The sequence below is a fragment of the Achromobacter sp. T5-5 genome (assembly GCF_055397965.1).
This window is the reverse complement of the sequence record NZ_AP027919.1, coordinates 1,276,823-1,289,266: the sequence shown is the minus strand read 5'-3', so window position 1 is coordinate 1,289,266 and position 12,444 is coordinate 1,276,823. Positions and strand designations below refer to the sequence as shown.

Sequence of the window (12,444 nt, the reverse complement as noted above, 5' to 3'; positions counted from 1 at the left end):
ACCGCCAGATTGACACTGCGCGCCGTGTTCCTTTTGCTTTTTTCCACCCCGTATCACAGGAGTTTTCCGGATGAAAAAGACGCTGCTCGCCGCGGCAATGCTGGCTTCCTTTGCAGGCGTTGCCCAGGCAGAACCGTCAGTCACTCTCTATGGTGTCATCGACACCGGCCTCGGTTACAACAAGATCAAGGGCGATGGCTATAACGGCTCGAAGGTCGGCATGATCAACGGCATCCAGGCCGGCTCCCGCTGGGGCCTGCGCGGATCCGAAGATCTGGGGGACGGCCTGCGCGCCGTCTTCAAGCTGGAAAGCGGGTTTGACTCCGCCAACGGCCAGCGCGCCCAGTCGGGCCGCCTGTTCGGCCGCCAGGCCACCATCGGGCTGGCCAACGACGCATGGGGCTCGCTGGAATTCGGCCGCCAGGCCACGATCGGCTCGAACTACCTGGCCGACATCGACCCCTTCTACACCAGCTACACCCAATCGAACATGGGCCTGGGTTTCAGCGCGGCCAACACCATGCGCTGGGACAACATGGTCATGTACCGCACGCCGTCGGTGAACGGCTTTGAATTCGGCATCGGCTACTCGTTCAATGCGGACGACACCACGGCCGACCAGACCGGTTTCCGCACCGCCGACAACACGCGCGGCATCACCACCGGTCTGCGCTACGTGCAAGGCCCGCTGAACGTGGCGCTGACCTACGACCAGTTGAACGGCGCCAACCGCAGCACCATCGACAACGGCGCCACGCCGCGCCAATACGCCGTGGGCGTGTCGTACGACCTGGAAGTGGTCAAGCTGGCCGCGGCCTACGGCCGCACCACCGACGGCTGGTTCGTGGGCCAGGACCTGCCTGCCGGAACGCCCTTCAGCGACGAGTTCGGCACCAACCGCTTCGTGGACGGATTCAAGGCAAACTCCTACATGCTGGGCGCGACCCTGCCCGTGGGCGCTTCCGGCAGCCTGTTCACCTCGTGGCAGCACGTGGCGCCGTCCAATGACAAGCTGACGGGCGGCGACGCCAACATGAATGTCTACAGCGTGGGCTACACCTACGACCTGTCCAAGCGCACCAACCTGTACGCCTACGGCTCGTACGGCACGGACTACGCGTTCATCGACGGGCTGAAGAGCACCGCCGCGGGCGTGGGCATCCGCCACCAGTTCTAAGCGGATGCAGAGCCGGCCCGCGCGGGCCGGCTTTTTCGCCCAGGCCTTCCGGCGCCTGGGCGCGCGCCCCCTCCCCTTGCCGCCGCCCCCCAAAGCGGCCTAAGCTCGGCAAGCATTGTGGTGACGTGCAATGCGCAGGAAACAAGCGTCCGGCATGATCGGCCTCCCTCACTGATCGCAGCCCCCAAGAACTGCCATGCCTTCTCGTCTTCCGTCCGAACTTGCGCCGCTGTTCCGTCCTTCGCGCCTGATGCGCGCCTTTGCCCTGGCCCTGCTGCCGCTGGCCCTGGCTGCCTGCAATGGCGGCGGCGACGGCGACGATGACGACCAGGCGCTGCCCCCCGTCGCCGAAACCCCGGCGCCTCAGCCGGAAACGCCGGCGCCCGGTCCCGAGACCCCGCCGCGCAACACGGCCTACCTGCAGGCCAAGCCGGGCGACGTCATCCGCGTGCGCATCGAGGAATTGCGCCCCACCCAGGCCGCGATCGGCTACGACCAGATCTTCTACAAGCTGGGGCGCTGGCAAGGCGACTTCGAGCGCGCCACCTGGGCGGCCGATCCGGCGCTGCAGCTCGATTACCTGAACCGCACGGTCGGCAAGAAGTTCGACGATTACTGCGAAGACATGGGCGGCACCGAACGGGCCCAGGAATTCCAGAACATCGCCGAGGCCCGCGCCGCGCGGCTGGACCAGCCCGACACGTTTACCTGCCTGGATGCGCCGGGCACCCACGCCGCCAACTTGAAGACGGTGGTGGTGGGCTGGGACGGCAATCTGTACCTGACCGACGGCCACCACACCTTTTCGTCCCTGCGCGAGATCTTCGACGGCGGCGCGACGCTGCCCGTGTGGGTGAAGGTCGACGCCAATTACAGCGACCTGGCGACCGCCGCCGCCTTCTGGCAGCGCATGGTCGATGAACGCCGCGCCTGGCTGCGCGACGGCCAGAACCAGCCCATCACCGTGGACCAGTTGCCCACGCGCCTTGGGCTGCCCAGCGCGCAGGAGCCGGGCGGCATGCAGGAGGACCGCTACCGCTCGCTGGTGTACTTCACCCGCGATATCGCCTACAGCAACGGCAACCTGCCCGAATTCGCCGAGTTCCTGTGGGGCGACTGGCTGCGCCGCCAGGTCTCTGCCGGGCAGTTGCCGGATCTGGCGCAGTACAAGATGCAGGCGCCCGCCACGCCCGCGGAGATCCTGGCCGTGAGCACGCTCAACAAAAGTCTCCAGCCCACCGGGGCCAACGACAGCTATGCTGCCGCCGTGCGCGATGCGTCGCTCAGGATGACTGCGCTCAACGCCACCGATATCGTCTTCGAAGACCGCGACGCGGCCAGCCTGGGCCGCATCGCGCTGGAGCCGGACGCCGACAGCGGCTCGCTCACCAAGGATGCGCGCGACACGCTGGAAGAACTGCCGCGCAACGATGTCAAGACGTCCGACGGCACGCCGCGCGGGGCCGGCAAGCTGTGGTTCGCGGTGAATTACCGCACCTGCGGCAAGCCCGCGGCGGGGACGTGCTGGGGCTGGTGATGTGAGGGCCCGTGCGAACGCGCGTGCCGTTTGCCGTTTGCTGCTCGCTACTCGCTGCTTGCCGGCGCGGCGGGCGCGTTCAGGGCGTCAGAGGACTTCCTGCGCGTTCTCGGCCTTGGCCAGTTGCTGCATCGCCAGCGCGACCTTCTTGGCGACTTCCAAGCGTTCGGCGGCCGACATGGCGTCGTACTCTTCCTTGGAAATGCCCAGGCTGGCCAGCGCCGCGTAGAACATCTTGTCTTCGATCGACATGGCGGCGTAGTCCATGAATTCCTGTTCGGCCTGCGAGGGCGCGGCCTGCGAAGCGCCCGACACGCCGCCGCCCATGGCGGAACGGGTGCGTTCGGTCGCGTCCGCGAACGCCGCGCGAAAGCCGTCGCCGGCGGCGGCGCGGGAGGCGGACGCAGGCTGGCCCGAACCGGCATTGATACCCAGGAAATTCACACTGCTCATGGATGCTCCGATGGATAGTCGCCGCGGGGCGCCGCGGCCGCCTGTCGCGGGACTGGCGTTCAGGCTGCCACCTTACCCCGCGCGCGTGCCGCCGGAAGAGCCGGTCAGCCGCCCGATCGGCCCGTTGCTCCGCCTATTGCGGGCCGACCATTTCTCACGCCGTTCGAGTATCTTGTGCCTCTTGCAAATCTTCCCGAGACCGTTTTCATGAGCATCGACTCCCTCCCCGGCCAGACGGCCGCCGCCGCCCCGGGCGCGGACGCCTTCCTGCAATTCCTGGTCAACCTGGTGAACAACGGCAGCCAGATCGAAAGCATCGGCGTGACCTTGCAGATGGGCGGCATGCTGGTGTCCGGATCTATCGTGTCGGGCGCCGAATATTTCGACAGCTTTGCCGCCAGTTTCTCGGGCTCGCTGCAATCGCTGGACGCGGACACGCGTCAGACCGTGCACGCCTCGCTGGCCGAGCTGGGCGACGTGTCCCGCCTGCCGCAGCCGGTCGATCCGCTGCCCAACTACATCCATCTGGCCGACGCCCTGTTCTTCACGGCCGACGGCACGCCCGTCGCCGGACAGCCGACCCTGTGGCGCGGCCGCACCAGCGCGGTGGACGGCTTCATCCTGGGACGGCTGCAGTCCGGCGCATCCGCCTGACCCGCATGACGCAACCTGTCTTTCCGCCCATCGAAGGCCAGGACGTCGACCGCAAGGTCATGCTGGCGGTCGTCGAGGCGGCCGCGGGCAGTCCGCGGTCGTTCGTGGATTGCGACTTCCAGGAGGCGGACTTTTCCCGCCTGGACCTGCGCGGCTTCCAGTTCAGCGGCTGCGCGATCGCGGGCGCCTCGTTCCAGGGCGCCGACCTGACCGACACCCAGTGGCTGCGCTGCCGCGGCGGGTCGGCCAGCTTCGCCTCGGCGGACGCCAGCGAGGCCACCTTCCAGAACTGCGACCTCAACAACGCCAATTGGCGCCGCGCGCGGCTGGCCAGCGCGCGGTTCCGTGCGTGCAAACTGACGGGATCGGATTTCGATGGCATCGCATGCCTGGGCTGGTCGCTCGAGGAATGCCTGCTGGTGGGCGCCTTGCTGCGCGGCGTGTCGTTTCGCAAGTGCAATCTGCTTCAGCTTGATTTCTCGGACGCGGACCTGTCGGGAAGCGACTTCCGCGAAGCGGTCTTTCACGGCGGCAGCCTGCGCAATGCCACCCTGAAAAATGTTCACTTCGAGGGCGCCGACCTGCGCGAAGCCGACCTGGGCGGGCTGGACCTCACAGCGGCCGCGCGGCTGGCCGGCGCCACCATCTCCAAGACCCAGGCGGCGGCCCTGCTGGCCGAACTGCGCATCAGCGTGGTCTGAGCCGGCTGAAGCGCTGCTCCACCACCACGCTGCCCCATTGGCGCCCTTCGGACGCCTGGGTCAGCGTGAAGCCTGCCGCTTCGTACAGATGCCGGGCGGCGTCCAGCCCCTTGAACGTCCACAGGTAGGTTTCGTCGTACCGCTCGTCCACGTAGGCCATGGCCCGCGCCAAGAGGGCCCGGCCCACGCCCATGCCGCGCAGCGATTCGTCGACGATGAACCAGCGCAAATGCGCCTGCCGCGCAGCCAGATCGCCATCGATGACGATGGAAGCCAGCGTCCGGCCATTGTCCACGTACAGCCACATGTTCTTGCCCGGGGCGGGCAAGCCCTCCGCGAATTCGGCCAGTTCGGTCGCGACCTTGCGCTCGAAGTACACGCCAAAGCCCGAGGCTTGCGCGTAATAGCGGGCATGCAGGCTGGCGATATCGCCGATGCATCCCGGCAGATAGCCCTCATGGATCTGGCTGGCGGGCACGATGGCCGCGGGCGGGGCATCGTTGGGGTTCTCGCTGGACAGCGCGTCGGCGTACAGGGACAGGAAGCGGATCAGCGATTCCTGGTCGGCCGGCGCCATGCGGCGCAGCGCGTGCGACACCTGATCGGTGGCGAACTGGTCGATCCGCGCGCGCAGCGCGTGGCCCGCCTCGGTCAGGGTGAGCCGGGAGGAACGCGCGTCGTCGGCGGCGGTCTCTCGCACCAGCAGGCCGGCCGATTCCAGCTTGGCCACCTGCCGGCTGGTGTTGGACTTGTCCAGCCGCAGGATCGCGGCCAGGTCGCGCGCCTGGATGCCCGGGTGCAGGCCGATCTCGATGATGGCGTGCACCGCCGAGGGCGCCAGGTCGCTGCCCGCGAGCGAGGCGCGCATGAAGCCCAGCTCGCGAACCAGCTTGCGGGAAAACTCCCGCAGGTCCTGGATGGTTTTATCCCGGGACTGGGACGGAAAGTCGATAAGGTCCATGGCGCGCCCCTGAAGTTGCGGTTCGCAACCAATATACTTGCGAGTCGCAACCAAAACAAGCGGCACGTGCCCCGCCGTCAGCGGGGACGCGCAAAGCGCGCGCGCGCCGCCTCGATCTCCGCATGGCAGACGCAGCCGCTCATGTGCTCATTCACCATGCCCACGGCCTGCATGAAGGCATGCATCGTCGTCGGCCCCACGAAGGTCCAGCCCCGCCGCTTCAATGCGCGCGAGAGCCGCACCGACGCGTCGGACGTGGGATGGTTGTCCCAGTGGCGCCGGTCCACCGCCGCCGGGCGTTCCTGCGCCGGCGGCTCGTGCGCCCACAGCCAGCCGGCCAGCGAGCCGGTTTCGTCGGCCAGTTCGCGCGCGCGCCGGGCATTGTTGATGGCCGACACGATCTTGGCACGGTTACGCACGATGCCCGCGTTGCCCATCAGGCGTTCCACGTCGCGCTCGGTGTAGCGCGCGACACGTTCGACATCGAAGTCGTCGAAGGCCTCGCGAAACGCCTCGCGCTTGCGCAGGATGGTGATCCACGCCATGCCCGCCTGAAAGCCTTCCAGGCAGATCTTTTCGTACAGGCGGCGATCGTCGGCCACGGGCCGGCCCCACTCATGGTCGTGATAGTCGGGCATGGACGGCTGCCAGAAGCAGCGCGGCACGCCGTCGCCATCGAGGATCAGGCCGGCATCTTCCTGCGCGGCGCCGCCCGGGTGGTCCACAGCCGTCATTTCCCGGCGGGCACGGGGCAGCTCATGTCGCCTTCCTCGCACTTCAGGTAGGCGCGCAGTTCCTTCGTGCGGGCCTGCGTCAGCTTGTCCAGGCACATGCTCAGCACCATCGGATAGGCGCTGCCGCCCGTGACGCCTGAGGAGGAGAACGCGCACTCGGCGTCGCGAAAGAAGAGCCACGCCTTCTGCGCCGCCTGCAAGCGGGTGGTGGCGTCCTTGTTGTCCACAAGGCGCGCCATCACGTCCCGGTAGGCGGCGTTCAAGTCGGCGTCGGATTTGCGGTAGGCCTGGTCGGCGCACAGGCTCATGTCGGTCTGCGTGGACGCCTGGTCGCACTTGATCACTTGGGCCTGCGCCCCAGCCGTCAGCACGAGCGCGGCGGCGGCAAACACGAAACGCATGGGAGGTCCTCCTGGGGTTGATGCGTGATGGGATCGTCGGGGAAAGTGTCGCATGGATGCCCGCACCTCGCAGCGCGGCCCGGCGTGTCGCCTAAGATAGTGCCCATGAAGATCCAACTGCTATCCGACTTGCATCTTGAAACCGATCCCACGTTCGTGGCGCAACCCTTGCCCGGCGCCGATCTGCTCGTGCTGGCGGGCGACATCGGCTCGTACCGCCAGGGCTCGCGCCTGGAGCGGGACGATTTCGGGCTGGGCGCGTATTCCCCGCGTCACGGCTGGCCCACGCCGGTGCTGTACGTGCCGGGCAACCACGAATATGACAACGTGGATTTCGACGAGACGCACGCGCGCCTGCGCGCGCTGTGCGAGGCGCTGGACATCCAGTGGCTGGAACGCGAAACCCGCGTGATCGACGGCGTGCGTTTCGTGGGCACGACGCTGTGGGCGGACTTCGACGCGCTGGCGGCCCCGCACGACCCGCTCGGCGAAGTCCTGAAGAAACGCGCCAAGGCCTTCCGGGCGGCGGACTTCTATCTGGAAAAGGCGGAAATGCGCCGCAACGGCGCCCCCTTCATGGCCGAGCAGATGCGCGAGCAAAGCCTGGCCTGCCAGCAGTGGCTGGACGCCGCGCTGCGCACGCCGTTCGCGGGCAAAACGGTGGCGGTCACGCACTTCGCCCCCACGCTGGCCAGCGCCGACCCGCGCTATGGCGTCACGCCGGGCACGGCGGGATTCTGCAACGCGCTCGACGCGTTGCTGCCGCTGGCCGACGTCTGGATACACGGCCATCTGCACTGCGCCCAGGACTATGTGAAAGACGGCTGCCGGGTCATCGCCAATCCGCTGGGGTATGCGAAGAAAGGCGAACAGGCGGACTACGCGCCGGATCGGTTGTGGGATGTGTCGGGGCTGCCGGCCGCAGAACGTCCGGGCGCGCAGGCCGTTTAAGGATGCAGGGTGAGCGTCCGCGCCGCGAATCGGCGCGGAGAACGCGGTCGTCGGACCCACGCACTGCCGGACCGATCCCCTAGCTCGCCAGTATTCGCTTTAACGCGTCAAAGAACGCTGGAATGGTGTAGCCGCGCCCTGCAGGATCGAACGATCCCCAAAGTTGCGAGTAGACCAATGCGGCGTTCGGTCCGTGCTCCGAAAGAAATTGGTCCATCTCCCGGCACGCCTGTGCGATCTCAGCCCCTGGTGTGACCTGCTTATAGCACCCGACAATTTCCTCCAGAGTCTCGCCGAAAAGGTCGTAGTCCTCATGGAAATAGCCGCCCAGCAGCGTCTCCAGGGCTGGGTACTTATCTCGATCTGAAGTCATCAATGATCCAAACAGGCAGTGAGTACAAAGTAGGGCATCCCGTTATACGCCACTTTTTTGAGCACTACCTTGACGGTCTGTCCTCTTACGACATGTGACGCCCCGCGAGCCAGCACAACGCCTAAATCGCCTGCTGCCGGTCCAATCAATGGCAGGACGGAGCCGTTGGACGCAGATCTGGCCCACGCTTCCACTTGCTTAGATTTGAGCCGCAGCACCGAATTGATCCCTCGTTCGGCATCTTGAATCGAATAGAACGTCGATACGCGCCTGAGGTCCGGTTGCTCTTTCAGCCGTGCTTCAAGATACTCCCTTGTCTTTCCCACATGCTTGGCAAGCGTATGCCCCCCAAGGCCCCCGTTCACGGCAGCCTCATGCCTCGACAAGGAAATTCTTCCTGCAACGACACTGGAGACCCTCGCCGCCTTGATGGCGCTCGCAAACCCAGCAGGCACGGCGAGTTCGACCGCCAAGGCGAGCGTCTGGCCAGACCCAGGAAGAGCGCCGAGCTTGCTCGCAAGCTCATTGACCCCACGCTCCGTCAAAGAGCGCGTTTGCTGCCCAGTCCACAGCTCATGCAGCCCAGTTGCCGCCGTATCTGAACCGTGGACGCCAAGCAATACACAGCCGGCCTTGGTCAAGCCAGTAGGGTCCGGCACCACACAAAGTGCGGCGCCGCCCACCATTTCAACCACGCCGGCCGCCAAGGCAAGGCTGCCCCAAAGCCGGTTGGAAAGGGTCGCCTCGTTGCTGATTGATTCGCCTTGCAGTGTCGCGGCCAGCTGCACGGGCGTGAGCACAATGCTTATGCCAGAATCTTCGGTCATCCATTCGCCCCAAGTCGAGATAGAGCGTTGAATATGATGAAAGCCGAGCGACTCGTCGATCAGCCTCGTCCGAATCTTCCTGGACTTTGAAGCCAGGTCACCGCCGCCTCAAGCCAGCAAGGACCGCAGCGCATCACCGGCTAGAACTTCAAGCTGGCGCTCAACCCATACGTGCGGGGATCGCCCGCCTTGATGTAGTCGGACGACTGGTACAGCCAGTAGCGCTTGTTCGCGACGTTGTTGATTCCCGCGCGGAACGTGGTTTCGTAGCCATGGATGCGCGTCTCGTACGTGGCGCCGATATTGACGATGGCGAAGTCCGGCACCTCGACCGCGTTCGATGCGCCGAGCATGGTGCTGCTGGTGTACTTGACGTCGGCGCGCAGCGTCAGGCCCGGCAGTTGCGGCACCGAATAGGCGACCTGCGCGGCGGCGACGAACTTCGGTGCGCCGGCGACGCGGTTGCCGGTGAAGGCGCTGCCCTGCTTGTATTCCGAATCCAGGAACATGACGCTGCCCCCGACGTTCCAATGGGTGGCAATGCGCGTGGACGCCCCCAGTTCCAGGCCCTGGAAGACAGACTTGCCGTCTTGCACGAGCTCGTTGGCGGCGTTGGCGTATTCCGCCTTCTTTTCGATGCGGAACAATGCCGCGGTGGCCGCCCAGTCCTCCTGGTTGGTCTTGATGCCCAGCTCGTATTGCTTGCTCTTGAGCGGGTCCAGCAGTTCACCGAAGTTCGTATAGATATTCCCGACGGACGACCCCGGCTCCAGCGATTCGATGTAGCTGGCGTACGCCATCGTCTGTGGCGTGATGTTGAACATCAGCGCCACGGTGGGCGTTAGCACGCCGTTCTTGTCGTAGCTGGAGGTCTGCACGCCGGCCGGATCGAAGCCGACCTGCTCGTAATCGGTATAGCGCAGGCCGCCCAGGATGGACCATCCGCCCGTCAGGTCGATCGTGTCGCTGGCGAACACGGCCTTCTGTGTGATTTCGGCCGCGCGGTACAGGTCCAGGCTGCCTTCGCTGTAATACGTGTTGGTATTCTGCCGGCGCAGATTGCCCGTGCCCTGAAGCTGATAGACGCCGTCGGCGCTGTAGTCGTTCTTCTGCTTCTGCCACGATGCGCCGGCCACCACATGATGCCTGATCGGGCCCGTGGCGAACTTGCCTTCGAGCATCGCCTGCCACTGGTTGAACGCATAACCTTCGCCGTAGTCCGAGCGATAGTCGTCGTAGTCGCCCGACTGGTCCTGCAGGAACAGCACCGATTCATTGCGGCGCGTTCGCGTGGTGTTGTAGGTGTAATCGGTGCGCACGCTCCAGTCCGGTGCAAGCTGGTACTTCAGGCCCGTCGAGTAGAAGCGGAATTCGTTGTCGGCGTATGGGCCTTCGCCCACCAGCTTGCCGTCATTGCGCACCGGAGAGGGCAACTCGCTGCCCGTCATCGCGCCGGCGTAGATCGTCGGCTCCTGACCGATCGCCTTGCGGTCCTGGTACAGGGTCTGGAAGTCCCAGGTCAGCTTGTCGGTCAGGCGCGCATCGAGCGCCAGCGACACGGAATCGCGATACAGCGAGCCGTTGTTGAAGGTATTGCCTTCCTCGTGCGTCGCGTTCAGCCGGTAGCCGAAGGTCCCGCTCTCGCCCACGCGCCCGCCCAGGTCCACGTGCTGGCGCAACAGCCCGTTGGAGATGTAGCCCAGCTCGACGCTGCGCACGGGTTCGTCCGTGGGCCGCTTGGTCACGTAGTTGACCAGTCCGCCCGGCGAACCGAAGCCATACATGAAGCCGGAAGCGCCCTTGAGCAGGTCGATCTGCTCAAAGTGCTCATAGGGCAGGACCGTGACGTAGCTCAGGAAGGGCTTGCCGTCGATGCGGAAGGAGTTCTGCCAGTCCAGCGGCAGCCCGCGCACGCTCAGGTAGCTGGCCCACGCGCCGAAGGCGGCGCTGTTGTCGCTGACCGAGGCGTCCAGCGCGAACACGTCGCCCAGCTTGGTCACCTGCCGGGCCTGCATGTCGGCCGCGGTCACGACCGTGGTCGAGAACGGGGTTTCGAGCTGGCTGCGGCTGCCGAGCGCGCCGGTGTTCACCGGGGCGGAAAGATGCTCGAGCGTGTCGTCGATGGCGCTGGCGTTGACGGTGACGGCGGGCAGTTGCGCGACGCCTTGCGAGGCGGATGCCGCATTCGCGGCACCGGACTGGGCATGCGCGCCAGGCGCGCATGCCAGGCCCAGGGCCAGGGCGAGAACAGAGGGCGTGGCGGCGGAATGTGCTTGCTTGCGGGCACGGCACTCCCGGATGACAGTCGGACGAACCAAGGTCGAATCTCCAGAGCGGAAGAACAAAAGTCCGCACTCTGTCATTAATGCGACTGATTCGCAACACCATTAGCACCTTATAGCTTGCGGCGATTGGGGCATTGGATCCCTGAAACAGCACTAAATCGCTTTGCGATCAACAACTTGGGCCGCGCCGGGTGCAACACCGGGGTTCCCTGTCGGCGCGCCTCCGCTCCGCCGGGAATTTGGCCGGCCGATCGGACGGCGCTGATTCCCGCCGCAACTCACGCCCTATAGATTGCCAGTGTTCAGTCGGCCATAAACGCGGTCAGGAAATCTTCGCCACGTCGTTGAGCCTTGTCACATGGAGGAGCGGGGCAATGATCCGGATTACGGCGTCTGTGGGGCGAGGAGGGTTAAACCGCGCTTCGGACGTCCGCGTGGTGCAGAGGGCACTTAGCCTCTATAAACGCCGGTACATCCGCGGACGTGAGATTTCGGAAACAGGGCAGATATCGTTCGATGTCGTCGAGACGATCAAGCACCTTCAACGCAGGTTGGGCGAAGATGAAAGCGGCCGCCTTGAACCGGTGTCGCCGGCGCTCCGCGCACTTGACCAGATTAAGCGGACGGCTGGGATATCTTTCGGGGCAAACACGTTCGCTGGCGCACGGAACACCGTCGAAATACTCGTGAGCGATGGTCGATTTGTCAGTATGGGCTCGCAGTGGGGGCACGTGGCGATTGACGTGGGAGGTACTGTGTACTCTCGCGGTCACGCGGATTACTACGTGATGCCGCGCGCGACCTATCTGGAGCGCAACAGCTTCCGCGAAACGGTGGGCTTGGTCCTTGAGATGTCTGCCAAAGAAGTGGCAGTGATCGCGAGCGAGTTGCGACGGCGCGTGGCCCTAAAGACTCCTTACGACCTGGTCGGCAACAGTTGTTCAACGAACGTGGCTGACGTACTCGAAAAAGTCGGCGTGTTGGCGCATGATCCGAGGTATCAGTGGGACGCTTCGCGTCGGACGGCGGTCAGTCCGAAAGAGATATTGATCATCGTGTCCAGATCATCACGCCTGCAACGACGCAACATCTATCCGAAACAAAGATGAAAACCCTGATCCCGGCGTTTGCCTTGTTGGTGGCCCTGTATGGCTGTTCAGACGAGCCCAAGGGCCAATGGCGAGTCATGGCCCCCGTCGAGGTCTATTCGGAAAATGATGACGGTGCTCCGGTGATTTTTGTTCTTCAGCCCGGAGACACCTGCGCGTTGGGTAACGCGTGGAGCTATCACAAGATGTTCCGATTCAAGCGGGTTTCGTGTACCAGAGGAACCGGGTGGATTTCCATCGATACCGATTTCGCACCCGTGGCTGACTGAATCCGACGCGTC

Annotated in this window: 14 protein-coding genes; 7 read left to right on the top strand and 7 right to left on the bottom strand. The window is 65.1% G+C overall.

The features are described from left to right. Nucleotides 1-70: 70 nt before the first annotated feature. On the top strand, nucleotides 71-1,177 hold the full coding sequence (locus tag ACZ50Q_RS05740) for a porin (RefSeq protein ID WP_092580681.1): 1,107 nt from the start codon (nucleotides 71-73) through the stop codon (nucleotides 1,175-1,177). Between the two features lie 196 nt (nucleotides 1,178-1,373). After that, nucleotides 1,374-2,714 carry a ParB/Srx family N-terminal domain-containing protein gene (locus ACZ50Q_RS05735; protein WP_464080855.1) on the top strand — a complete coding sequence of 447 codons (1,341 nt, stop codon included), beginning with the start codon at nucleotides 1,374-1,376 and terminating at the stop codon, nucleotides 2,712-2,714. 87 nt (nucleotides 2,715-2,801) lie between these two features. On the opposite strand, the gene ACZ50Q_RS05730 is transcribed toward ACZ50Q_RS05735, so the two are convergent. After that, nucleotides 2,802-3,167: a hypothetical protein gene (locus ACZ50Q_RS05730; RefSeq protein ID WP_092580677.1), complete on the bottom strand. Its 366-nt coding sequence runs from the start codon at nucleotides 3,165-3,167 to the stop codon at nucleotides 2,802-2,804. Nucleotides 3,168-3,374: 207 nt separating this feature from the next. Here ACZ50Q_RS05730 and gvpU point away from each other — a divergent pair, with 207 nt between their 5' ends. Together gvpU and ACZ50Q_RS05720 are read left to right on the top strand one after the other, a co-directional pair. After that, complete coding sequence (gvpU, locus tag ACZ50Q_RS05725) at nucleotides 3,375-3,821, top strand: gas vesicle accessory protein GvpU (protein WP_464080854.1); 447 nt, start codon at nucleotides 3,375-3,377, stop codon at nucleotides 3,819-3,821. Nucleotides 3,822-3,826: 5 nt separating this feature from the next. Next, nucleotides 3,827-4,522, top strand: coding sequence for a pentapeptide repeat-containing protein (locus ACZ50Q_RS05720; RefSeq protein ID WP_092580675.1), 696 nt, complete (start codon nucleotides 3,827-3,829; stop codon nucleotides 4,520-4,522). On the opposite strand, the gene ACZ50Q_RS05715 is transcribed toward ACZ50Q_RS05720, so the two are convergent. From ACZ50Q_RS05715 to ACZ50Q_RS05705, 3 genes are all read right to left on the bottom strand, one after another. Continuing rightward, complete coding sequence (locus ACZ50Q_RS05715; RefSeq protein WP_076516407.1) at nucleotides 4,509-5,483, bottom strand: bifunctional helix-turn-helix transcriptional regulator/GNAT family N-acetyltransferase; 975 nt, start codon at nucleotides 5,481-5,483, stop codon at nucleotides 4,509-4,511. The genes ACZ50Q_RS05720 and ACZ50Q_RS05715 overlap by 14 nt on opposite strands. 77 nt (nucleotides 5,484-5,560) lie before the next feature. Further along, entirely contained in the window at nucleotides 5,561-6,217 is a 657-nt protein-coding gene (locus ACZ50Q_RS05710; RefSeq protein ID WP_464080853.1) for a DNA-3-methyladenine glycosylase I, read from the bottom strand. After that, on the bottom strand, nucleotides 6,214-6,618 hold the full coding sequence (locus ACZ50Q_RS05705) for a lysozyme inhibitor LprI family protein (RefSeq protein ID WP_092580669.1): 405 nt from the start codon (nucleotides 6,616-6,618) through the stop codon (nucleotides 6,214-6,216). The genes ACZ50Q_RS05710 and ACZ50Q_RS05705 overlap by 4 nt, the downstream gene beginning before the upstream one ends. A gap of 105 nt (nucleotides 6,619-6,723) precedes the next feature. Between ACZ50Q_RS05705 and ACZ50Q_RS05700 the strand changes: the two genes are divergently transcribed. Further along, a complete protein-coding gene (locus ACZ50Q_RS05700) occupies nucleotides 6,724-7,569 on the top strand; it encodes a metallophosphoesterase (RefSeq protein ID WP_464080852.1) in 846 nt (281 codons plus the stop codon). A gap of 79 nt (nucleotides 7,570-7,648) precedes the next feature. Here the strand turns inward: ACZ50Q_RS05700 and ACZ50Q_RS05695 are convergent, their stop codons facing one another. From ACZ50Q_RS05695 to ACZ50Q_RS05685, 3 genes are all read right to left on the bottom strand, one after another. Then, complete coding sequence (locus tag ACZ50Q_RS05695; RefSeq protein ID WP_092580665.1) at nucleotides 7,649-7,942, bottom strand: contact-dependent growth inhibition system immunity protein; 294 nt, start codon at nucleotides 7,940-7,942, stop codon at nucleotides 7,649-7,651. Then, nucleotides 7,942-8,769: an RNase A-like domain-containing protein gene (locus ACZ50Q_RS05690; RefSeq protein WP_092580663.1), complete on the bottom strand. Its 828-nt coding sequence runs from the start codon at nucleotides 8,767-8,769 to the stop codon at nucleotides 7,942-7,944. Before ACZ50Q_RS05690 ends, ACZ50Q_RS05695 begins: the two co-directional genes overlap by 1 nt. Before the next feature lie 140 nt (nucleotides 8,770-8,909). Beyond that, nucleotides 8,910-11,087, bottom strand: a complete 2,178-nt coding sequence (locus ACZ50Q_RS05685; RefSeq protein ID WP_254792039.1) for a TonB-dependent siderophore receptor — start codon at nucleotides 11,085-11,087, stop codon at nucleotides 8,910-8,912. 341 nt (nucleotides 11,088-11,428) lie between these two features. Between ACZ50Q_RS05685 and ACZ50Q_RS05680 the strand changes: the two genes are divergently transcribed. Both ACZ50Q_RS05680 and ACZ50Q_RS05675 read left to right on the top strand, forming a co-directional pair. Then, entirely contained in the window at nucleotides 11,429-12,163 is a 735-nt protein-coding gene (locus ACZ50Q_RS05680; protein ID WP_175493183.1) for a hypothetical protein, read from the top strand. Beyond that, the gene (locus ACZ50Q_RS05675) at nucleotides 12,160-12,432 is read left to right on the top strand and encodes a hypothetical protein (RefSeq protein ID WP_092580659.1); all 273 of its coding nucleotides are present in this window, start codon (nucleotides 12,160-12,162) and stop codon (nucleotides 12,430-12,432) included. Before ACZ50Q_RS05680 ends, ACZ50Q_RS05675 begins: the two co-directional genes overlap by 4 nt. Nucleotides 12,433-12,444 lie beyond the last annotated feature (12 nt).

Excerpts from the sequence above, each read along its gene's own strand:
- ACZ50Q_RS05740 (WP_092580681.1), top strand. The coding sequence starts at position 71 with ATGAAAAAGACGCTGCTCGCCGCGGCAATGCTGGCTTCCTTTGCAGGC.
- ACZ50Q_RS05735 (WP_464080855.1), top strand. The coding sequence starts at position 1,374 with ATGCCTTCTCGTCTTCCGTCCGAACTTGCGCCGCTGTTCCGTCCTTCG.
- ACZ50Q_RS05730 (WP_092580677.1), bottom strand. The coding sequence starts at position 3,167 with ATGAGCAGTGTGAATTTCCTGGGTATCAATGCCGGTTCGGGCCAGCCT.
- gvpU (WP_464080854.1), top strand. The coding sequence starts at position 3,375 with ATGAGCATCGACTCCCTCCCCGGCCAGACGGCCGCCGCCGCCCCGGGC.
- ACZ50Q_RS05720 (WP_092580675.1), top strand. The coding sequence starts at position 3,827 with ATGACGCAACCTGTCTTTCCGCCCATCGAAGGCCAGGACGTCGACCGC.
- ACZ50Q_RS05715 (WP_076516407.1), bottom strand. The coding sequence starts at position 5,483 with ATGGACCTTATCGACTTTCCGTCCCAGTCCCGGGATAAAACCATCCAG.
- ACZ50Q_RS05710 (WP_464080853.1), bottom strand. The coding sequence starts at position 6,217 with ATGACGGCTGTGGACCACCCGGGCGGCGCCGCGCAGGAAGATGCCGGC.
- ACZ50Q_RS05705 (WP_092580669.1), bottom strand. The coding sequence starts at position 6,618 with ATGCGTTTCGTGTTTGCCGCCGCCGCGCTCGTGCTGACGGCTGGGGCG.
- ACZ50Q_RS05700 (WP_464080852.1), top strand. The coding sequence starts at position 6,724 with ATGAAGATCCAACTGCTATCCGACTTGCATCTTGAAACCGATCCCACG.
- ACZ50Q_RS05695 (WP_092580665.1), bottom strand. The coding sequence starts at position 7,942 with ATGACTTCAGATCGAGATAAGTACCCAGCCCTGGAGACGCTGCTGGGC.
- ACZ50Q_RS05690 (WP_092580663.1), bottom strand. The coding sequence starts at position 8,769 with ATGACCGAAGATTCTGGCATAAGCATTGTGCTCACGCCCGTGCAGCTG.
- ACZ50Q_RS05680 (WP_175493183.1), top strand. The coding sequence starts at position 11,429 with ATGATCCGGATTACGGCGTCTGTGGGGCGAGGAGGGTTAAACCGCGCT.
- ACZ50Q_RS05675 (WP_092580659.1), top strand. The coding sequence starts at position 12,160 with ATGAAAACCCTGATCCCGGCGTTTGCCTTGTTGGTGGCCCTGTATGGC.